General features: G+C 72.1%; 19 protein-coding genes and 1 tRNA gene. 13 read left to right on the top strand and 7 right to left on the bottom strand.

Going from position 1 to position 19,546, the window contains the following annotated elements:
• Window positions 1-23 precede the first annotated feature (23 nt).
• Complete coding sequence (locus BLS56_RS13215) at window positions 24-473, bottom strand: nuclear transport factor 2 family protein (RefSeq protein ID WP_091450305.1); 450 nt, start codon at window positions 471-473, stop codon at window positions 24-26.
• A gap of 69 nt (window positions 474-542) precedes the next feature.
• Here BLS56_RS13215 and BLS56_RS13210 point away from each other — a divergent pair, with 69 nt between their 5' ends.
• Window positions 543-1,325, top strand: a complete 783-nt coding sequence (locus BLS56_RS13210; RefSeq protein ID WP_091450304.1) for a 2-phosphosulfolactate phosphatase — start codon at window positions 543-545, stop codon at window positions 1,323-1,325.
• A gap of 17 nt (window positions 1,326-1,342) precedes the next feature.
• Here BLS56_RS13210 and glpK read toward each other — a convergent pair whose 3' ends face one another.
• Together glpK and BLS56_RS13200 are read right to left on the bottom strand one after the other, a co-directional pair.
• The gene (gene glpK, locus BLS56_RS13205) at window positions 1,343-2,860 is read right to left on the bottom strand and encodes a glycerol kinase GlpK (protein WP_091450303.1); all 1,518 of its coding nucleotides are present in this window, start codon (window positions 2,858-2,860) and stop codon (window positions 1,343-1,345) included.
• Between the two features lie 175 nt (window positions 2,861-3,035).
• On the bottom strand, window positions 3,036-3,803 hold the full coding sequence (locus tag BLS56_RS13200) for an IclR family transcriptional regulator (RefSeq protein WP_091450302.1): 768 nt from the start codon (window positions 3,801-3,803) through the stop codon (window positions 3,036-3,038).
• Between the two features lie 78 nt (window positions 3,804-3,881).
• Here BLS56_RS13200 and BLS56_RS13195 point away from each other — a divergent pair, with 78 nt between their 5' ends.
• Window positions 3,882-5,576, top strand: a complete 1,695-nt coding sequence (locus BLS56_RS13195) for a glycerol-3-phosphate dehydrogenase/oxidase (RefSeq protein WP_091450301.1) — start codon at window positions 3,882-3,884, stop codon at window positions 5,574-5,576.
• A 4-nt stretch (window positions 5,577-5,580) separates the two neighbouring features.
• Here the strand turns inward: BLS56_RS13195 and BLS56_RS13190 are convergent, their stop codons facing one another.
• Window positions 5,581-6,429, bottom strand: a complete 849-nt coding sequence (locus BLS56_RS13190) for an alpha/beta hydrolase (RefSeq protein ID WP_091450300.1) — start codon at window positions 6,427-6,429, stop codon at window positions 5,581-5,583.
• A 243-nt stretch (window positions 6,430-6,672) separates the two neighbouring features.
• Between BLS56_RS13190 and BLS56_RS13185 the strand changes: the two genes are divergently transcribed.
• The 9 genes from BLS56_RS13185 (at window position 6,673) to BLS56_RS13145 (ending at window position 15,222) form a co-directional block, all read left to right on the top strand.
• A complete protein-coding gene (locus tag BLS56_RS13185; protein WP_091450299.1) occupies window positions 6,673-7,914 on the top strand; it encodes an ABC transporter substrate-binding protein in 1,242 nt (413 codons plus the stop codon).
• The gene (locus BLS56_RS13180; RefSeq protein WP_091450298.1) at window positions 7,911-8,771 is read left to right on the top strand and encodes a branched-chain amino acid ABC transporter permease; all 861 of its coding nucleotides are present in this window, start codon (window positions 7,911-7,913) and stop codon (window positions 8,769-8,771) included. Before BLS56_RS13185 ends, BLS56_RS13180 begins: the two co-directional genes overlap by 4 nt.
• Before the next feature lies 1 nt (window position 8,772).
• The gene (locus BLS56_RS13175) at window positions 8,773-9,702 is read left to right on the top strand and encodes a branched-chain amino acid ABC transporter permease (protein WP_091450297.1); all 930 of its coding nucleotides are present in this window, start codon (window positions 8,773-8,775) and stop codon (window positions 9,700-9,702) included.
• Window positions 9,699-10,409, top strand: a complete 711-nt coding sequence (locus tag BLS56_RS13170; RefSeq protein WP_091450296.1) for an ABC transporter ATP-binding protein — start codon at window positions 9,699-9,701, stop codon at window positions 10,407-10,409. Before BLS56_RS13175 ends, BLS56_RS13170 begins: the two co-directional genes overlap by 4 nt.
• Window positions 10,410-10,411: 2 nt before the next feature.
• Window positions 10,412-11,119, top strand: coding sequence for an ABC transporter ATP-binding protein (locus BLS56_RS13165; RefSeq protein WP_091450295.1), 708 nt, complete (start codon window positions 10,412-10,414; stop codon window positions 11,117-11,119).
• Between the two features lie 27 nt (window positions 11,120-11,146).
• Complete coding sequence (locus BLS56_RS13160) at window positions 11,147-12,040, top strand: alpha/beta hydrolase family protein (protein ID WP_228771600.1); 894 nt, start codon at window positions 11,147-11,149, stop codon at window positions 12,038-12,040.
• A 118-nt stretch (window positions 12,041-12,158) separates the two neighbouring features.
• Window positions 12,159-14,228: an ATP-binding protein gene (locus BLS56_RS13155; RefSeq protein ID WP_175482802.1), complete on the top strand. Its 2,070-nt coding sequence runs from the start codon at window positions 12,159-12,161 to the stop codon at window positions 14,226-14,228.
• Between the two features lie 75 nt (window positions 14,229-14,303).
• Window positions 14,304-14,376, top strand: a tRNA-Lys gene (locus BLS56_RS13150).
• A gap of 372 nt (window positions 14,377-14,748) precedes the next feature.
• Window positions 14,749-15,222 carry a carboxymuconolactone decarboxylase family protein gene (locus BLS56_RS13145; protein WP_091450292.1) on the top strand — a complete coding sequence of 158 codons (474 nt, stop codon included), beginning with the start codon at window positions 14,749-14,751 and terminating at the stop codon, window positions 15,220-15,222.
• Between the two features lie 55 nt (window positions 15,223-15,277).
• On the opposite strand, the gene BLS56_RS13140 is transcribed toward BLS56_RS13145, so the two are convergent.
• Together BLS56_RS13140 and ilvA are read right to left on the bottom strand one after the other, a co-directional pair.
• Window positions 15,278-15,712: an NUDIX hydrolase gene (locus tag BLS56_RS13140; RefSeq protein WP_091450420.1), complete on the bottom strand. Its 435-nt coding sequence runs from the start codon at window positions 15,710-15,712 to the stop codon at window positions 15,278-15,280.
• 32 nt (window positions 15,713-15,744) lie between these two features.
• A complete protein-coding gene (gene ilvA, locus BLS56_RS13135; protein ID WP_091450291.1) occupies window positions 15,745-16,983 on the bottom strand; it encodes a threonine ammonia-lyase IlvA in 1,239 nt (412 codons plus the stop codon).
• Window positions 16,984-17,177: 194 nt separating this feature from the next.
• Between ilvA and BLS56_RS32245 the strand changes: the two genes are divergently transcribed.
• Window positions 17,178-17,546, top strand: a complete 369-nt coding sequence (locus tag BLS56_RS32245; protein ID WP_228771599.1) for an alkaline phosphatase family protein — start codon at window positions 17,178-17,180, stop codon at window positions 17,544-17,546.
• Entirely contained in the window at window positions 17,501-19,015 is a 1,515-nt protein-coding gene (locus tag BLS56_RS32240; RefSeq protein WP_456049124.1) for an alkaline phosphatase family protein, read from the top strand. Before BLS56_RS32245 ends, BLS56_RS32240 begins: the two co-directional genes overlap by 46 nt.
• On the opposite strand, the gene BLS56_RS13125 is transcribed toward BLS56_RS32240, so the two are convergent.
• Window positions 18,981-19,529: a nuclear transport factor 2 family protein gene (locus BLS56_RS13125; protein ID WP_091450290.1), complete on the bottom strand. Its 549-nt coding sequence runs from the start codon at window positions 19,527-19,529 to the stop codon at window positions 18,981-18,983. The two genes, BLS56_RS32240 and BLS56_RS13125, sit on opposite strands and share 35 nt — an antisense overlap.
• Window positions 19,530-19,546: the final 17 nt, after the last annotated feature.

The following is a 19,546-nucleotide window of genomic DNA, read 5'->3' as shown; positions in this document are numbered from 1 at the left end:
CGGCGGCAAGACCGCCGGGCGCCTCAGCGCAGCGGGATGTCGGGCTCGTCGCCGGTGCGGGGGCCGAAGATGCGGCGGTCGGCCTCGGTGATGCGGACGTCGTTGATGCTGGCCTCGCGGCGGCTCATGTAGCCCTCCGGGGTGAACTCCCAGTTCTCGTTGCCGTGGCTGCGCCACCACTGGCCAGCCTCGTCGTGCCATTCGTACTGGAAGCGGACGGCGATGCGGTTGCCGGTGAACGCCCACAGGGACTTGCGCAGGGCGTAGTCCAGTTCGCGCTCCCACTTGCGGGTGAGGAAGGCGACGATCTCGTCGTGGCCGGTGATGAACTCCGACCGGTTGCGCCACACCGAATCCGCGGTGTAGGCGGCGGCGACGCGCTGGGGGTCGCGGGTGTTCCAGGCGTCTTCCGCGGCCTGCACCTTCGTGCGGGCACTGGCCTCGTCGAACGGGGGGACGGGTGGGCGGGTCATGGCGCTCCTGGCGGTCGCGGTGCGGACGCGCCCATTCAACGCCTTCGCTGGGCGCGCTTGACTGTCGGCATGATCACGGATGACTTTCGGCAGACGCCATACGGGGTGCGGTTCGACTGGGGGCTGACGGGGGCGGCGGCGCTCGCGGAGACGAGCGCGTGCCTGGTGATCGTGGACGTGCTGTCGTTCACCACGGCTGTGTCCGTCGCCGTCCATCGGGGGACGCGGGTCTTCCCCTACCGGTGGCGGGACGAGACGGCGGCGGGGTTCGCCGAGGACAAGGACGCGGCGCTGGCGGTGGGCCGGCGGGCCGCGACAGCGGCGGCGCCGTGGTCGCTGTCGCCCGCGGCGCTGCGGGCCGCGCCGCGGGTCGGGCGGCTGGTTCTGCCCTCGCCCAACGGGTCGGCGATCGCGGCGGCCGCGCGGGGCGTGCCGGTCGTGGCCGCGTGCCTGCGCAACGCGGGGGCCGTGGCGGGCTGGTTGGCCGGGCGGGGGTGGGGGACAGCGGCGGCGCCGGTGGCGGTGATCGCGGCAGGGGAACGCTGGCCGGACGGCACGCCGCGGCCCGCGGTGGAGGACCTGCTCGGCGCGGGCGCGGTCATCGCGGCGCTGGGGGACGGCGGGCCGCTGTCACCGGAAGCGGCGGCGGCGCGGGCGGCGGCGGCGGTGGTGGTGGATGTGGCGGCGGCGGTTCGCGACTGCGCGTCCGGGCGCGAGTTGCGCGCCGCGGGCTTCGCCGACGACGTCGTGATCGCCACCGAGGTCGACGCCTGCGCCCACGTGCCCGTCCTGGTGGACGGGGCGTTCACCGCCGCCCCTGGCGCGGGCGGCGGTTGCGCGGACGCCCGGTGACGCCGGAAGACCGGTGGTCAGGCGGGCTGGGGAAGGTCGTCCTCGTCGGTCCAGTCGAAGGAGCGTTCCACGGCTTTGCGCCACTTGCGGTGGCCGCGGGCGCGGGTGGCCGGGTCGATGGCGGGGGCCCATTCGGCCGCTTTGTGCCAGTTGGCGCGCAGGGCGTCGAGGTCGGGCCAGTAGCCGACGGCCAGGCCCGCGGCGTAGGCGGCGCCCAGGCAGGTGGTCTCGGCGACGGTGGGGCGGGTGACCGGGACGTCGAGGGTGTCGGCGAGGAGTTGCATCAGCAGGTTGTTGGCGGTCATGCCGCCGTCGACGCGGAGGGCGCCGACGTCGAGGGCGGTGTCGGCGCGCATGGCGTCCATGACCTCGCGGGTCTGCCACGCGGTCGCCTCAAGGGCTGCGCGGGCGAGGTGGCCCTTGTCGACATAGCCGGTGAGGCCGGTGATGACGCCGCGGGCCTCGCTGCGCCAGTACGGGGCGAACAGGCCGGAGAAGGCGGGGACGATGTAGCAGCCGCCGTTGTCGGCGACGGTGCGCGCCAGGGTCTCGATCTCGGCGGCGCTGTTGATCAGGCCCAGTTTGTCGCGGAACCACTGCACGAGGGAGCCGGTGACCGCGATCGAGCCCTCCAGCGCGTAGACGGCCCGCTGGCCCGCGATCTGGTAGCCGACCGTGGTGAGCAGCCCGTGCCCTGATTGGACGATGCTCTCCCCGGTGTTGAGGAGCAGGAAGCTGCCGGTGCCGTAGGTGCTCTTGATGTCGCCCGGCGAGAACGCGGTCTGGCCGAACAGGGCCGCGTGCTGGTCGCCGAGCGCGGCGGCGACCGGGACGCCGTCGAGGACGCCGGTCGCCGTGCCGTAGACCGCCGAGGACGGGCGGATCTCCGGCAGGGCGGCACGGGGCACGCCGAACTCGGCGAGGATCGCGTCGTCCCAGTCGAGGGTGGCCAGGTTCATCAGCATGGTGCGGCTGGCGTTGGTGACGTCGGTGATGTGCAGGCCGCCGGTGAGCTTCCAGATCAGCCAGCTGTCCATGGTGCCGAACAGGACCTCGCCGCGGTCGGCGCGCTCGGCGAGGCCGGGGACGGTCCGCAGCAGCCAGCGCAGCTTGGGGCCGGAGAAGTACGTTGCCAGCGGCAGCCCGCACCGCTCGCGGAACCGGTCCTGGCCGACGGCGCCGCCGAGTTCGCGGACCAGCTCGTCGGTGCGGGTGTCCTGCCAGGTGATGGCGTTGTGCACCGGCCGACCGGTGGCCCGGTCCCACACCAGGGTGGTCTCGCGCTGGTTGGTGATGCCGACCGCGGCCAGTCGCGTGCGCGGCAGGTCGGCCAGGTCCAGGGCTTCCTCGACGACCTGGACGACGTTCGCCCAGATCTCTTCCGCGTCGTGCTCCACCCAGCCGGGCCGGGGGAAGATCTGCCGGTGCTCCCGCTGCGCGACGGAGACGATGCCGCCTCGGCGGTCGAAGACGATGCAGCGGCTGGATGTGGTGCCCTGGTCGATGGCGGCGACGAAGGCTGGCTCAGTGGTCACGGGTCCTCACAGGGGTCGGCGGTGAGCGCCTGCGGCCCGACTCGGCGTTCGACATGTTCAACTGTGTTCAATCGACAGTGTTCGACTGTGTTGTTCGCAGTGTTCGACTGTGTTGTTCGACAATGCCGAATCGGGTACGGCGATACTTCCGACCCGGACCCGCGAAGTCAAGCGGCTACCACTTGCGGGCGCCCAGGTTCCGGGAGATCGACCGGGCGGCGTCGCGGACCGTGGAGACCAGGTCGAGGCGCGGCTTGCCGTTCTCGTCGCAGACCCGCTCGATCGCGCCGGACACGCCGATCGCGCCGACGGCGATGCCGCGGTCGTCGTGGATGGGCGCGGCGACGGCCGCCTCGCCGTCGATCATCTCCTCGACCTCGGCGCCCCAGCCCAGCTTGCGCACCCGCTCCAGGTCGTCGGTCAGCGCGCGCCGGGTGGTGAGCGTGCGGGCGGTGAACCGCTTGAGGGCCAACTCGTCCAGCAGGGACTCGCCTTGCAGGTCGAACGCGAGCAGCACCTTGCCCAGGGCGCTGGCGTGCGCGGGCAGCAGGGCGCCGACCTCCAGGACCTGGAGGCTGTCGTCGGGCCGGAAGACGTGGTGGACGACCAGCACCTGCCCCTCGTGCAGGGAGCCGATGCGCACGCTTTCGCGGGAGCGGGAGGCCAGGGAGTCGGCCCAGTTGAGCGCGCGGGTGCGCAGTTCGTTGACGTCGAGGTAGCTGTTGCCCAGGTGCAGCAGCGCCGCGCCGAGCCGGTACTTGCCGCCGGAGCGGCTCTGTTCGACGAAACCGACGTGCTGCAGCGTCTGCAGGATGCCGTGCACGGTGCCCTTGGGCAGTTGCAGCGCGTTCGCCAGCTCGACCACGCCGAGCTGGCGGGCGCCCGAGGCCAGCAGGCGCAAGATGGCCGCCGCTCGTTCGACCGACTGGATTCTCCCTGGCACGGCGCTCACTCTAGCGTGTACGTTGTTCGACATTGTCGTACTTGATTCAGTCATATTCCGATCCTCTGAGGAGTCGACATGCGACCGGCCGCTCTCTCATCGGAAGACCGCGCGCGGGCCCTGCGCCTGCTCGGTTCCGGCGATGAACTCGACGTCCTGGTCATCGGCGGCGGCGTGGTCGGCGCGGGCGCCGCGCTCGACGCGGCCACCCGGGGGCTGCGCGTGGGCCTGGTCGAGGCACGGGACTGGGCGTCTGGCACGTCGAGCCGGGCCAGCAAGCTCATCCACGGCGGCCTGCGCTACCTGGAGATGCTGGACTTCGGCCTGGTCCGTGAAGCGCTGCGGGAACGCGGCCTGCTGATGCGGCGGCTCGCCCCGCACCTCGTGCGGCCCGTCCCGTTCCTCTACCCGCTGACCCACCGGGTGTGGGAACGCCCGTACGTCGGCGCCGGAATCCTGCTCTACGACACCATGGGCGCGTCCCGGGAGACGCCGCGGCACCGGCACCTGACCAAGCGGCACGCGCTGCGGGTGGCCCCCGGGCTGTCCCCGGACGTGCTCGTCGGCGCGGTGCAGTACTGGGACGCGCAAGTGGACGACGCGCGGCACACCATGTCTCTTGTCCGTACGGCGGCCTCTTATGGCGCGCTGGTCGCCAACCAGGCCAAAGTCGTGGACTACCTGCGCGACGGTAAGCGGGTCGTGGGCGCGGTTGTCGCGGACCAGGAAACCGGCGAGCGGATCAGCGTGCGGGCCAAGCGCGTCATCAGCGCCACCGGCGTGTGGACAGACGAGACCCAGGCTCTCGCCGACGCGGCGAGCGTGCGGGTGCGCGCGTCCAAGGGCGTCCACCTGCTCGTGCCGCGCGACCGCATCGACGCGCAGACCGGCCTGATCCTGCGCACGGAGAAGAGCGTCCTGTTCGTCATCCCCTGGGAGCGGCACTGGATCGTCGGCACCACCGACACCGACTGGGACCTGGACAAGGAGCACCCCGCCGCGAGCGCGGCCGACGTCGATTACCTGCTCACCCACGTCAACCGCGTCCTGGTCACCCCGCTGACCAAGGACGACATCGACGGCGTCTACGCCGGGCTGCGACCGCTGCTGTCCGGAAAGGACGAGGACACCACCAAGCTCTCCCGTGAGCACATCGTCGGCTCCCCCGTGCCCGGGCTCGTGGTGGTCGCGGGCGGCAAGTACACGACATACCGGGTGATGGCCAAGGACGCGGTGGACGAGGCCGTGCGCGGTCTCGGCTCCGACGAGTGGGACGTCCCGGCGTCGGTGACCGAGGACATCCCACTCGTCGGCGCGGAGGGCTACCACGCGCTGTGGAACGGCCGGGCCGCGCTCGCCCGCGACCACGGCCTGCCCGTCGAGCGGGTCGAGCGGCTGCTGCGCCGCTACGGCTCGCTCGTCGGCGAAGTCCTCGACCTGATCGCCGCCGATCCCGCGCTCGCCCGGCCGCTGCCCAGCGGCGACGCCTACCTGCGCGCCGAGGTCCGCTACGCCGCGACCCACGAGGGCGCCCGCACCGTCACCGACGTGCTGGCCCGCCGGGTCCGGCTGGCCATCGAGTCCGCCGACCGCGGCGCGGAGTCCGCCGAGGCGACCGCCGAGATCCTGGGGGTCGCGCTGGGCTGGGACGACCAGCGCGTCGGCCGGGAGGCGGCCGCGTACCTGCGGCACGTCCAGGCCGAGCGCGACGGCGAGGGCCAGCCGGACGACCTGGGCGCGGTGGCGGCGCTGCGCGCCCAGGGGGCCGGCTGACCGGTTACCGGCCCGTCACCCGGGTGAGCCAGGCGGTGAGGTCGGCGGTCACCTCGTCCCGGTTGGTCTCGTTCAGCAGCTCGTGGCGCGCGCCCGGGTAAGTGCGGTAGGTGACGTCGGTCAGGCCCGCGGCCTGGTAGCGGCGCACCAGCAGGTCGGACAGGGCCAAGCCCCCGTTGAGCGGGTCGCGGTCGCCGACCATGACGTAGACGGGCAGGGTCGGCGCGGCGGCGGGCGGCTCGGCCATCCGGGGCGCGGCCGCGTTGAGTTCGGCCATGCCCGCCTCGTCGAGGGCGAAGCCGCACAGCGGGTCGGCGATGTAGGCGTCCACTTCGGACTCGTCGCGGCTGAGCCAGTCGAAGTCGGTGCGGTTCGGGGCGAAGGCGGCGTTGAAGGCGGCGAAGAGCCCGCCGGAGTCCGGGTCGACGGGGGCGCTCACCAACTGGTCAAGCGCGGTGGCGCCGGACAGGACGACGGCGTCGGCCAGGCCGGGGTACTCGACCAGGCCGTGTTGCAGGGCGAACGAGCCCATGCTGTGCCCGAAGAGGACCAGCGGCAGGCCGGGATGCCGGTCGCGCAGCCGCCGGGCCAGCGCGGCCAGGTCGGCCACGAGCCGGGTCCAGCCGTGCGCGCCGAGGTGGCCGGGGGCGCCCGCCATGCTGCGGCCGTGGCCGCGGTGGTCGTTGGCGTAAACGGCGTAGCCCAGGCCCGCGAGGTGCTCGGCGACGCGGCCGTAGCGGGCGGAGTGCTCGCCCATGCCGTGGGCGATCTGCACGACGCCGCGCGGCTCGCCGCGGCTGGGCCACTCGGCGAGGTGGAGCGGCAGGCCGTCTGCGCTGGTGAACGGGGACATGGGGCGGCTCCCGGGAGACGTGGGGGACGGGAGCCAGTCACCGTAGCGGATTCGGCATAGCCGAACAAGGTTCGACCAGACGGGGCAAGGGCCATCAAAGAATCGCCGGTAACAGCGACTCCGGGTACGCCAAATGGCGGTATCTCACCCTCGTGATTCGACAATCTCGAACGACGTTCTTGTGAACACGGGATTTCGTACTTACAGTGCCCTCCATCACTCCCCTCCCCCGAAGGACTCCCCATGCGATCCAGATCAGCAGCGGCGCTGACCGCGGCGGCGGTGTTCGCGGCGTCGGCCGCCTGCGGCGCCCAGAGCGGCGCGAACGACGGCGACACCGTCAAGGTCGGGGCGATCCTGTCCCTGTCGGGCATCTACTCCACGCTCGGCCCGGCGCAGAAGAACGCCCTGACCATGGGCGTGGAGGCGCTGAACAAGACCGGGTTCACCGTCGGCGGCCGCAAGCGCACCCTGGAGATCAGCTACGCCGACGACCGCTCGGACGCGGCGACCACCGGCGTGACCGCCCTGCGCGAGATGGTCCAGGCCCAGAAGATCCCGGTCATCGCCTACGGGCTCGGCTCGGACACCTACGTCCCCCAGCTCAAGCGCCAGCCGATCCCGATGGTCAACATCCTCGACTCCAGCTACCCCGGCATCCTCGACCTGAGCCAGAACCTGTTCCTCACCCGCGGCGCGTCGCCCACCTACGTGCCCGGCTGCCTGCACTACGCCAAGCGCAACCTGGGCACCAAGAGCATCTCGGTGATCACCGCCAAGGGCGAGCCGTACGCCGAGGGCCTGACGCAGCTGGTGGCGAAGTCGGCGCAGACCGAGGGCGTGGCCATCGCCGCGACCGCCGAGTTCCCGCTCAGCTCCACCGACTACAGCAACGCGATCGGCGCCGCGCTGGCCGCGAAGCCCGACGCGGTCTACCTGTCCAGCGTGACCGCGGTGATCCTGCCGGTGCTCAAGCAGCTTCGGCAGTCCGGCTACACCGGCCCGGTCATCCACAGCAGCGGCGTCAACCCCGACCAGGCCGAGGCGATCCTGGGCGCCCAGTTCGACTCGATCATGAAGGACAACTACGACTGCGCCGGGACGCTGCCGACCACGTCGGCCAACCCCGCGGCCAAGTCCTTCGCCGAGGCGTACCAGGCCCGGTTCAACGAGTACCCGCAGGACCTGACGATGTGGGCGCACGACTTCCCGTTCATCGTGGCTGCGGCCATGACCAAGGCCGACAGCGTCACCGACCCGGAGAAGATCCAGAAGGCGCTGAGCGAGATCACGGTTCCCGAGGGCACGGTCAGCGGCTGGCTGCCCGGCGACGGCGGGCTGCTGTTCACCGGCCGCAACGCGCGCACCGCCTCCGAGGTCACCGCGTGGTGCGCGGGCAAGCGGACGCTGCGCAGCGCGATGGTGTTCGACACCCGTGACGGGGCGGTCGTCGACCCCGTCTTCCCCGAGGACACCTGCGCGTGATCCAGGTACTGGTCAACGGAGTCTTCCTCGGCTGCCTGTTCGCCGTGGTCGCGGTGGGGCTCACCCTGGTGTACGGGGTGATGGAGGTCCCCAACTTCGCGCACGCGGGCGTGATCGTCCTGGCGGCCTACGCGACCTGGTCGGCGAGCGCGGCGGGTCTGCCGTTCGCGCTCGCCGCGCTGGTCGGGATCGCCTGCGGGGCCGCGGTGTCGGTGCTGACCGAGGTCGTCGCCTACCGGTGGATCATCGACAACCCCGCCGCGGCGCCCGCTGTCGCGCTGGGACTGATGCTGATCCTGCAGAACACGGCGCTGCGGCTGTTCGGCGGCGAGGGCCGCTCGATGGACACCCCCTACGACCAGGTGCTGGTGGAGTTCGGCGGGGTCTCGCTGTCCGGGGTGAAGGTGGCCCTGGTCGTGCTGGCGGTGCTGGCGCTGACCGCGCTGCACCTGATCCTGTCCCGGACCTCGCTCGGCCGCGCGATGCGGGCGGTGGCCCAGGACCGCGGCGCGGCGGCGATGCTCGGCATCCCCATGCGCAGGCAGTACACGCTGGCGTTCCTCATCGCCGGGCTGCTCGCCGGGATCGCCGCGGTCGCCTACGCGCCCACGTTCCAGGTCTCGCCGTACATGGCCGACGAGGTGCTGCTCAGCGCGTTCGTGGTGGTCGTGGTCGGCGGGCTGGGCAGCGTGTGGGGCGCGGTGGCGGGCGGGCTCGTGCTCGGCGTCGTGGAGGGGCTGGGCTCGGCGTACCTGAGTTCGGCCTACCAGAGCGCGTTCGGGTTCCTGCTGCTCGTGCTCATCCTGGTGCTCAAGCCCGGCGGGCTGCGCGGCGCCACTGGTCGAAGGGTGGCCTGACATGCGTAAGCACGCCTCCGCGCTGGGCAGTTCGGCACTGTTGAGCGTCCTCGCGTACCTGGCGCTGACCGGACTCCAGGGCGACCAGGGGCAGGTCGCGCTGCTGGTCGTCGTGTGGACGATCGCCCTGACCGGCCTCAACGTCATCCTCGGCCTGGGCGGCTACCCGAGCATGGCGCACGCCGCGTTCTTCGGCGGCGGCGCCTACCTCTCGGCGATCCTGCTGGAGAAGGGGCTGTCGATGACGGTCGCCGCGGTCGTCTCGGTGGCCGCGATCATGCTCGTCGGGTTCCTGGTCGCGCTGGTGTTCAGCCGGACCCGGGGGCAGTACTTCGCGATCGGCACGATGTTCTTCACCGCCGTGGCGTTCCTGGTGTTCACCAACGCCGCGGAGTTCACCGGCGGGCCGACCGGGCGGCCGGTCGACCTGGGCTACTCGCTGGACGCGACGGTCGTGCTGCTGGCCGTGTCCGTCGGCGCCGGGCTGGCCGTGTTCCACCTGATCTCGGTTAGCCGCTTCGGGGACCGGCTGCGCGCCATCCGCGAGGACGAGGACCTGGCGCAGCATCTGGGCGTGCCGACCGCGCGGGTGAAGCTGCTCGCGGTGGTCGTCTCGGCCGGGTTCGCCGCCTGGGCGGGAGTCCTTTTCGGACAGTACAACGGGGTGATCGCGCCGTCGCAGTTCACCTTCGTGCAGAGCTTCCTGATGTTCGTGGCGCTCGGGCTCGGCGGGGCGGGACGGCTGCTGGCCCCGGTGGTCGGCGCGCTCGTCGTCATCGGGCTCACCCAGCTGCTGAACCTCGGCCCCGGAGTCAGCCAGATCGTGCTGGGCGTGCTGTTCATCGCGGTCACCCTGCTGGCGCCCAACGGAATCCTGGGCGGAATCACCGCGCTGACGCGGAAAGTCCGCCGGAAGGAGGCGGTCGCGTGAGCGCGCTGCTGACAGTCGACCGGGTCGTGAAGCGGTTCGGCGGAGTCGCCGCCGTGGACGGCGTGTCGTTCACCCTCGACGCGGGCAGCGTCCTCGGGCTGATCGGCCCCAACGGCTCGGGAAAGACGACCCTGCTCGGCGTCCTCGCCGGAACCCACGAGCCCACCTCGGGCACGGTCACCCTGGACGGGAAAGTCGCCTCCGGCAAGGGCGCGCACCGCGCCGTCCACGCCGGGATCGCCCGCACGTTCCAGACGACCCGCCTGTTCGGCTCGTGGACGCTGCGCGAGGGCCTGCGCCTCGCGCACGGCGAGCGGCGGGGGCGGCAGGCGTGGTCCGACGACCGGCTCGCCGACCTGCTCGGCCTCGACGGGCTGCTCGACCAGCCGTGCGCGTCGCTCACCAGCGCCGCCCAGCGGCTGGCCATGATCGCCCTCGCGCTGGCCACCGGGCCCAGGGTGCTGCTGCTCGACGAGCCCGCCGTCGGCATGGACACCGCGGAGGCCGCCGCTCTCGCCGACGCGGTGCGCCGGGCGGCCGACGAGCTGGACGTCGCGGTGGTCGTGGTCGACCACAACATGCAGTTCCTGATGCCGCTGGCCGACACCGTGCTGGTCATGGCGGCGGGCGCGGTGCTGGCCGAGGGCACACCGGAGCAGATCCGCGCCGACGAGGCGGTCATCGCCTCCTACCTGGGAGAGGCCTGACGATGCTCACTGTCGACAACCTCACCGTCGCGTTCGGCCCCACTGTGGCCGTCCGCGGCGTGAGCCTGCACGCCGAGGCGGGCGCCGTCACCGGCGTCCTCGGCGCGAACGGCGCAGGCAAGACCAGCACGCTGCTGGGCATCCACAACCAGGCCCCGCGCCGCGGCGGGCGGATCACCCTCGCCGGGGTGGACGTCACCGGGCACGACACCGGGGCGCTGGTGGCAGCGGGCATCGCCCTGTGCCCGCAGAACCGCAGGCTGTTCCCGAACATGTCGATCGAGGACAACCTGCTGCTCGGCGCCTACGGCCACCCGCGCAAGGTGCGGCGGGCCCGGCTCGCGCGGGCCTACGACCGGTTCGGCTGGCTGCGGGACCGGGGCGCGGAGGCGGCGGGCAGGCTCAGCGGCGGGCAGCAGCAGGCCGTCGCGATCGCCCGGGCGCTGATGTCGGAGCCCAAGCTGGTCCTGCTCGACGAGCCGTCCAGCGGCCTGTCCCCGGTGGCCGTGGACGAGGTGGCCGCAATCCTCGCCGACATCGCCCACGACGGCACGGCCGTGGTGCTGGTCGAGCAGAACGTGCGGCTCGTGCGCCACCTCTGCGACACCGCCTACGTCCTCGCGCACGGCAAGGTCGCGGCCTCCGGCCCGGTCACCGCGCTCCTGCGCGACAGCGCGGTCTCGGACGCTTATCTCGGAACCGTCCACTAAGGAATTGCCCCCTACAAAGGAGCAGCTGTGCGAAAATCCCGAATCAAGGCGTCGCTGGCCGTCATCCCCGCCGCGCTCGCGCTCACCGCGGCCGCGGTCATCCCCACCACCACCGCCGCGAACGCCGCGCCGCTCGCGCCGACCTACCAGCGCGGGCCGGAGCCCACGTGGGACAGCGTGCGCGCCGCGCGCGGCCCGTTCGCCTACGCGACCCACACCGTCTCCGACTTCGCCGCCTGGGGGTTCGGCGGCGGCACGGTCTACTACCCCACCGACACCAGCCAGGGCACCTTCGGCGCGGTCGCCATCTCCCCCGGATACGTCTCCACCCAGCAGCACGTCGCCTGGCTGGGGCCACGCCTGGCCTCGCAGGGCTTCGTCGTCATCACCATCACCACGAACTCCAGGTACGACCAGCCCGCCGCCCGCGGCAGGCAGATCCTCGCCGCGCTCGATTACCTCACCACCCGCTCACCGCGGTCGGTGCGCGGCAAGATCGACCCGAAGCGGCTCGCGGTCATGGGCCACTCCATGGGCGGCGGCGGCGCGCTGGCCGCGGCGGCGACGCGGACCAGCGTCAAGGCCGCGGTCCCGCTCGCCCCGTACCACACGGACAAGACCTGGCCGGAGATCACCGCGCCCACGATGATCATCGGCGGGTCCCGGGACACCGTCACCCAGGTCGGACAGCACGCCGAGCGGTTCTACACCAGCATGACCAACGCCAGGGAACGCGCCTACGCCGAGGTCAGCGCGGCCACCCACGGCACGTTCACCGTCGAGAACCCCATGATCGGCGGGCTCAGCGTCGCCTGGCTGAAGCGGTTCGTCGACGACGACACCCGCTACGACAGGCTGCTCTGCCCGGCCCCGGTGAACACCGAACTGGCCGAGTACCGCGACACCTGCGCGCACTCCTGACCGCCCCGGCACGGTGGGACCGCCGCCCGCGGCGGTCCCACCGTGCCAGCGTCCCACCTGGGCATCGGCTACATTGGCGGCACGTTGTCCGCGCGCTGGCAAAGGTGGTGGCGGCAAGTTGGCCGGTGGGCCGCCAGTCGAGCTGACCAGCTACCTCGGTCGTGACCGGGAGGACGCCCGGGTCCGCGACCTGCTCACCACGGCCCGGCTGGTCACGCTGACCGGGCCGGGCGGCGTCGGCAAGACCCGGCTGGCCACCACGGTCGCCCGCGAGGTCGCCGCCACCTATCCCGACGGCGTGGTGTTCGTCGGCCTCGCCGAACTGCGCAACCCCGCCCTGCTGGGCACGCTGGTCGCCGACCGCCTCGGCCTGCGGGACCAGTCCGGGGCACCCGCCGAGCAAGCCGTGCTCGACCACCTGCGCGACCGCCGGGCCCTGCTGGTGCTGGACAACTGCGAGCACCTGGTGGACAGCTGCGTCCACTTCGTCCAGGCCGTGCTCACCGGCTGCCCCGGTGTGACGGTGCTGGCCACCAGCAGGCAGTCGCTCACCATCAACGGCGAGCAGATAGTGCGCGTGCCGCCACTGCCGGTGCCCCGCGACGGCGAGATCCCCGCCGACCTGATGTCGTTCGACGGCGTGCGGCTGTTCGTGGACCGGGCGTCGATGGTCGACCCGGCTTTCCAGGTGACCGACGACAACCGCGCCGACATCGCCCGCCTGTGCGAACGGCTCGACGGGCTGCCGCTGGCGATCGAACTCGCCGCGGCCCGCGTCCAGTCGCTGTCCCCCCGCCAGATCCTCGACCGGCTCACCGCGCACCTGTCGCTGCTGACCTCCCGCGACCGCACCGCGCCAGCGCGGCAGCGGGCCCTGCTGGCCACGATCGAGTGGAGCCACGACCTGTGCACCGCCGACGAGCGGACCCTGTGGGCGCGGGCGTCGGTGTTCGCCGGGTCGTTCGACCTCGACGCGGCCGAACGCGTGTGCGGCGACTTCGGCCTCGACCGCGACGGCGTGCTCGACCTCCTCGACGGCCTGCTCGACAAATCGGTGCTGCTGCGCGAAGCCCACAACAGCGTCACCCGGTACCGGATGCTGGAGACGCTGCGCGAGTACGGCCAGGAGCGCCTTGAGGAAGCGGGCGACCTCGCCAGAGTCCGCCGCCTGCACCGCGACTGGTTCGACCGCCTCACCGAACAGGCCGACGCCGACTGGACCAGCCCCCGCCAACTCACCTGGCTGGACCGGCTCCGCCACGACCACGGGAACCTGCGCGCCGCCCTGGGCTGGTCGGTGTCCGTGCCCGGCGAGGAAACCGTCGCCCTGCGCATGATGACCAGAATCGACGAGTACTGGACGCTGCGCGGCTTCAACAGCGAGGCCCGCCTCTGGCTCGACCGCGCCCTGTCCACCACCGCCGACGACGACCCCAACCGCCCCCTCGCCCTGAGCGTCAGCGCCCTCTTCGCGTTGTGGCAGTACGACTTCGACGCGGCCAACGCCAGACTCGCCCAAGCGGCCAGACTCCCCCGCGACCAGCCCACCAAGAACCACATCGCCTACGTCCGCTGCTTCCGGGACCTGCTGCGCGGCCGATTCGCCCAGGCGGCCCCCCTCGCCGCGGCCACCGCCGCCGCCTTCCGCGCGGAAGGCGACCTCCGCCGCGAACTGCACCCCCTGTTCATCCACGCCATGGCCGCCCCAGCCACCGGCGACCTCCCCGCGGCCCAAGCCTCGATCACCCGGATGCTCACCCTGGCCACCACCAGCGGCGACACCTACTACCAAGCCATGGCCCACTACGGCCAAGCCTGCCTGGAAGCCATCTACGGCGACCCCGCCAAAGCCGTCACCGCCGCCAGGGAAGGCATCCGCGGCGAACTCACCCTGAACAGCCCCTTCAGCCGCGCCCACCACCTGGAAACCCTCGCCTGGGCCACCGCCCGCCAGGGCCGCCACACCCGAGCCGCCACCCTCTTCGGCGCGGCCGCCGCCATGTGGTCCGCCGTCGGCAGCTCCCCGGAAGCGGCGAAATCCCTTGCCGGACCGCACTTCCAGTACCTGGAACTGGCCAAAACCGCCCTGGGCGAAGAAGCATTCGACGCGGCCTACGAAACAGGCCGAACCCTCCCAGAAGACGACGTGACCCACTACGCCCTCACCGACGACACCGCAGGCGAATAGCCCCGGACCGTTTCCGACGCCTGCCACAGCGGCCTAGGGGGCCAGTCGCGCCGCCCGCTACACTGATCCCCGAGGGGGCCGTTAGCTCAATCGGTAGAGCTGCTGACTTTTAATCAGTAGGTTCCGGGTTCGAGCCCCGGGCGGCCCACGGCCTCGGGCGGCATGTGCTCGCGGAGAGCGCGAGCCATGTCGGCCGTCATTGCTTCTGGGGGACGACCCCCAGACCCCCGAGGTTCGGGCGCTGGCGCGCCCGAACGGTCCCCGGCTTGGCACCACCGTGGTCGCCATTCCCCGGATCTCCTGGTGGCACCGTCGTGGTCACCACGCCCTCAAACCCCAGACCCCAGACCCCCGAGGTTCAGGCGCTGGCGCGCCCGAACGGGTTCGCGGTCTGGTGCCACTGTGGTGACCTTGCGAGGGCACGTGCAGGCGTGCCGCGGGTCACATTCAGGTCTGTCACATCTTGGCGGGCTGGTCAGTCAGACAGGTGTACCCAGCAGTTACGGCAAGGAGTGCACCAATGGATGCTCGTCTGAACCTCTTCGGCAACCCGGTCGTGGCCAAGTTCCTCAAGCACATCGTCTCGGCGGGCAAGGTGGTCTCGGGATCGGGGCTGCCCGCGGCGACGCAGGAACTGGTGAAGATCCGGGCCAGTCAGATCAACGGGTGCGGGTTCTGCACCGACATGCACACCAAGGAGGCCGCGCACGCGGGGGAGACCGCGGTGCGGCTCAACCTGGTCGCGGCGTGGCGGGAGGCGACGGTGTTCACCGAGGCCGAGCGCGCCGCCCTGGAGTTGACCGAGCAGGGCACGCGCATCGCGGACGCGGCCGGTGGTGTCACCGATGCGGCGTGGGCGAACGCGGCCAAGCACTACGACGAGGAGCAGCTGGGCGCCCTGGTGTCGCTCATCGCCCTCATCAACGCGTTCAACCGGGCGAACGTCATCGTGGGGCAGCCCGCGGGCGACTACCGGGTCGGCCAGTTCGCCTGACCGGCAGCCGCTGACACGGCCCCTGGGCGGGCCCACCCGGGCTCGCCCAGGGGTGTCATGGCCAGCCGTGCAGGCCGAATCGCTCGCCGCGCCGGAACTGCTCGACGCCCGCCCGGGTATAGGGCACCGTGTCGGCGGGGAGTCGGTCGACGGGGAACCACTCGATGCGCGAGCACTTGTGCGGCTCGGCGTTGCCGGGCTCGCCGCGCCACTGGCGGGCGTGGAAGAAGAAGCCGACCCTGGCTTCGCCTTCGGGGTTGCGGCAGTGGACCGACGTGGCCATGTCGAGGTCGCCGCGGTCGAGGTCGATGGCGACTTCCTCGCGGGCCTCGCGGATGACCGCGGCCACCACGTCTTCGCCTTCTTCCAGCTTGCCGGACGGCAGGTTCCACTGGCCGTCGGCGTAGCCGGTGTTGTGGCGCCGGGCGAGCAGGACATGCCCGTCGCGGACCAACAGCAGCAGGACGTCGACAAAGCTGGTGTAGGGCACGCGCGCGGCTTGCTGTGGCTGTTGGCGCTCGGTCACAGCAGGAAGCGGTGCAGTGCGGTGTCCGGTTCCACGGCCTGGCAGCGCATGGGGCTGGCCTCCATGCGCTTCAGCAGGGCGTCGAGGGCTTCCGGCTCGCCCAGTTCGATGCCGCAGAGGGCGGGGCCGGTTTCACGGTTGTTGCGTTTGACGTACTCGAACAGGACGATGTCGTCGTCCGGGCCGAGGACTTCGTCCAGGAAACGGCGCAGCGCTCCGGGTTCCTGCGGGAAGTCCACCAGGAAGTAGTGGCGCAGTCCTCTGTGGACCATCGAGCGCTCGATGACCTCGGAGTAGCGGCTGACGTCGTTGTTCCCGCCGGACAGCAGGCAGACGACGGTGGCGCCCTGGTCGAGTGCCAGGTGGTCCAGCGCCGCCGTGGCGAGCGCGCCCGCGGGCTCGGCGATGATCCCGTCGATTTGGTACAGGTCGAGCATTTCGGTGCAGACCCGGCCCTCTGCGACAGTCGTGAGGGTGGCGTTGCTGTCCCGGACCAGTGGGAAAGTCTTGTCGCCGACCCTGCGGACGGCGGCGCCTTCGACAAAGGTGTCGACCCGGCTCAGGGACACCGGCTCGTTGGCCGCCAGCGCCGCGGCCATGCTCGCGGCCCCGGCGGGTTCGACGCCGATCACGCGCACCGCGGGGTGCTTGGCCGCGAACCAGCTCGCCACCCCCGCGAGCAGGCCGCCGCCGCCCACCGGGACCACGACCACATCGGGGGCGCGGCGCAGCTGCTCCACGATCTCCACCGCGATGGTGCCCTGCCCGGCGATGGTGCGCGGGTCGTCGAAGGCCGACACCAGGGTCGCGCCGGTCCGCCCGGAGTCCTCGATCGCCGCCGCGGCGGCGTCGTCGTAGGTGTCGCCGGTCACGACGAGGTCGATCGCGGCGCCGCCGAGGGCGGTGATGCGGTCGCGTTTCTGCCGGGGGGTGGTGCCGGGCACGTAGACCCGGCCGCGGATGCCCAGCCGCGCGCAGGCGTAGGCGAAGCCCTGGCCGTGGTTTCCCGCGCTGGCGCACACCGCGCCCGCCGCGCGGGCGTCGGCGTCGAGCTGCGCGAGCACGTTGTAGGCGCCGCGGATCTTGTACGACCGGCCCACCTGCAGGTCTTCCCGCTTGAGCCAGATCTCCGCGCCGGTCCGTTCCGACAGCCGGAGATTGTGGTCGAGCGGGGTGGTGCGCGCGACGTCGAAGATCCGAAACGACGCCGCGGCCACGTCAGCCAGGAGCGACATAAGCGAAGACAATCCATTCTCTCGTCAGAAGTCTATACCGGACACTAACGGCACCGCGGTTTCGGCGAAGCCGAAGGACGGCAACGGATCTTCCGAAAGCGCGGCGGCTCACCCGATAGTGGGCGCGCCGGGATCTTCACTGGGGTGTGCGGCGGGGTTGGGCCGGTGTTCATCCGGCCGGGTGAGGTTCGGGCATGGTCGACCTCTCGCGCCGCCGAATCCTCGGGATTTCCGGGGCCGCCGCCGCTTCCCTGTTGCCGCCGTCGGTGCACGCGGCGATGGCCGAGCCGATGCGCCGGGGTGGGCTCGACGCGGTCGAGCACGTGGTCGTGCTGACGCAGGAGAACCGGTCGTTCGACCACTACTTCGGGGCGCTGCGCGGGGTCCGCGGGTTCGGGGACCGGCATCCGCTGCGGCTGCCATCGGGTGGTTCGGTGTTCGAGCAGCCGAACCCGGCGGGCGGGGTCGTGCTGCCGTTCTCGGTGTCCGGGTCGACCAACCCGAACCGGAACTACCTGTGGACGGGCACCACGGCTTCGAGGCGGACGGCGCGCGGGCGGTGACCAACGCCGCGTACTCCTACAGCCACCCGGGTTACTCGTGGACGACGTACCCGGAGCGGGTTGAGGCGGCGGGGGTGTCGTGGCAGATCTACCAGGAGTGGGACAGCTTTACCGACAACGCGGTGGAGTACTTCGCGCCGTTCAAGGCGATCGGGCGCAAGATCCTGACCGCGGTCGAGGGCGGATTCCGCACCACGGAAGAGTTCTACGACTCGCTGCACGCCCGGTCCGCCGACGAGCGCGCGCGGGCGCTGCGGCGGTTCGACGCCGGGGTCGCCGCGCTGACGCCAGCCGAGCGGCGCCTGTTCCAGCGGGGCGCGTACCGCAGCGAGCCGGGCACGCTGGTGCGCAGGCTGCGGGCGGACATCGCGGCGCGGCGGCTGCCGAGGGTGAGCTGGCTGGTGCCGACGGCAGCGGACTCCGAACACCCGGGCGCGTCGACCCCGGTGGGCAGCGCCAACCTGGTCTACGACGTGCTCGACGCCATCGCCGCCGATCCGCTGACCTGGTCGAAGACGGTGCTGCTGATCACCTTCGACGAGAACGACGGCTTCTTCGACCACGTGCCGCCGCCGGTCCCGCCGCGGGACGACGCCGAAGAGCACTTCGACGGGCAGCCGCTCGGCCTGGGGCCGCGGGTGCCGATGACGATCGTGTCGCCGTGGACGGTCGGCGGGCACGTCGACCCGACGGTGTACGACCACACGTCCGTGCTGCGGCTGCTGGAGCGCTGGACCGGGGTCCGGGAGACCAACATCAGCGCGTGGCGGCGCACGGTCGCCGGGGATCTCACCGGCGCGTTCGACCTCACCCGGCCGGGCAGACCGCCGCGGCTGACGCGGCCGGGACCCGTGCCCGCGCCGATCGCCCGGTGGCACCCGACGCCGCCGGACGAGCAGCGAGCGCCGACCGTGGAGCCGGGGACCCGGCCCGCGCGGCCGGTGCCGTACCGGACGACCGTGTCCGGCGTGCTCCGGCCGCACGGCACGCTCGACCTGACGCTGACCAACACCGGCCGCGCGTCGGCGCACTTCGCGATCTACCCGTACGCGGGCGAACGCCCCGAACCGGCCCACCGGGACGTCTCCGGCAGCCACACCGAGCCGCTGACGCTCGCGGGCGCCGCCTACCGGGTGGCCGTCCAGGGCCCCAACGGGTCTTGGTGGGAGTTCGGCGGCGCCCGCGACGGCGGGCGTCGAGGTCGCCGCCCGGCTGCTGCCCCTGCGCGGCGCGGTGGAGCTGGTGATCGCCAACTCGGGGCAGGCGGTCACCCTGCGGCTCGCCGACGAGCGGTCGACCCGGATGGTGCGGGTCGGGGCGGGGCGCACCGTCCGCGTCGACTGGCCGGTGCGCCACGGCCGCTACGACGTGCGGGTCACCGCCGCCGCCGATCCCGCGTTCCTCCGCACGCTCACCAGCCACCTCTGACCGGGCCTACCGGCGGTCCAGCCTGCCGGGGAGCGAGGTGAGCTTGAACGTCTTCCAGAAGTAGGCGTCCGCGGCGTGCTGGTCGCCGGGGAAGTTGATGGCCTCAACGATCCGCCGGTTGCGGATGCGGAACGCCAGCGCCCAGGTGATGTCCAGGCCCTCGGGCTTGGTGCTCCAGCCGCGGTGCATGTCGACCACCCAGTCGCCCTGCGCGGCCAGGAAGATGCCCTCGGCGCGGAACCCGGCCTGGCCGAGCGCGCGGAAGAACGCGAGCACTTCCTCGACGCCGACCTTGGTGCCCGCGAGCGGGTGGTGGCCGGGGATGGTCCAGCGGATGTCCTGGGCGAAGAACCGGCGCAGCTTGTTGAGGTTGCCCTCGGCGTAGACCGCGTAGTACTCGTTGATCAGGCGGATGTTCGGGTGCTCCGTGCTCGTCTCTGCGGCCTGTGCCGTGCTGCCGCCGAGCAGCGTCGCCGCCGCCACCCCCGCCGCGGTCACGCCCAGGCCCCGCAGCACGTCGGCGCGGGAAACGCCTGCCTGGTCTTCTGAGGTCATGCTCACTCCTGAAGGGT

Source organism: Actinokineospora iranica (assembly GCF_900101685.1).
Taxonomy (GTDB): domain Bacteria; phylum Actinomycetota; class Actinomycetes; order Mycobacteriales; family Pseudonocardiaceae; genus Actinokineospora; species Actinokineospora iranica.
The sequence above is the reverse complement of the archived record's forward strand: the minus strand, read 5'-3'. Positions and strand labels throughout refer to the sequence as shown.

Bases quoted from the DNA above. Each gene is read 5' to 3' on its own strand.
- BLS56_RS13175 (WP_091450297.1), top strand. From the start codon at position 8,773: ATGCGTAAGCACGCCTCCGCGCTGGGCAGTTCGGCACTGTTGAGCGTC.
- BLS56_RS13165 (WP_091450295.1), top strand. From the start codon at position 10,412: ATGCTCACTGTCGACAACCTCACCGTCGCGTTCGGCCCCACTGTGGCC.
- BLS56_RS13185 (WP_091450299.1), top strand. From the start codon at position 6,673: ATGCGATCCAGATCAGCAGCGGCGCTGACCGCGGCGGCGGTGTTCGCG.
- ilvA (WP_091450291.1), bottom strand. From the start codon at position 16,983: ATGTCGCTCCTGGCTGACGTGGCCGCGGCGTCGTTTCGGATCTTCGAC.
- BLS56_RS13215 (WP_091450305.1), bottom strand. From the start codon at position 473: ATGACCCGCCCACCCGTCCCCCCGTTCGACGAGGCCAGTGCCCGCACG.
- BLS56_RS13145 (WP_091450292.1), top strand. From the start codon at position 14,749: ATGGATGCTCGTCTGAACCTCTTCGGCAACCCGGTCGTGGCCAAGTTC.
- BLS56_RS32245 (WP_228771599.1), top strand. From the start codon at position 17,178: ATGGTCGACCTCTCGCGCCGCCGAATCCTCGGGATTTCCGGGGCCGCC.
- BLS56_RS13190 (WP_091450300.1), bottom strand. From the start codon at position 6,429: ATGTCCCCGTTCACCAGCGCAGACGGCCTGCCGCTCCACCTCGCCGAG.
- BLS56_RS13195 (WP_091450301.1), top strand. From the start codon at position 3,882: ATGCGACCGGCCGCTCTCTCATCGGAAGACCGCGCGCGGGCCCTGCGC.
- BLS56_RS13210 (WP_091450304.1), top strand. From the start codon at position 543: ATGATCACGGATGACTTTCGGCAGACGCCATACGGGGTGCGGTTCGAC.
- BLS56_RS13125 (WP_091450290.1), bottom strand. From the start codon at position 19,529: ATGACCTCAGAAGACCAGGCAGGCGTTTCCCGCGCCGACGTGCTGCGG.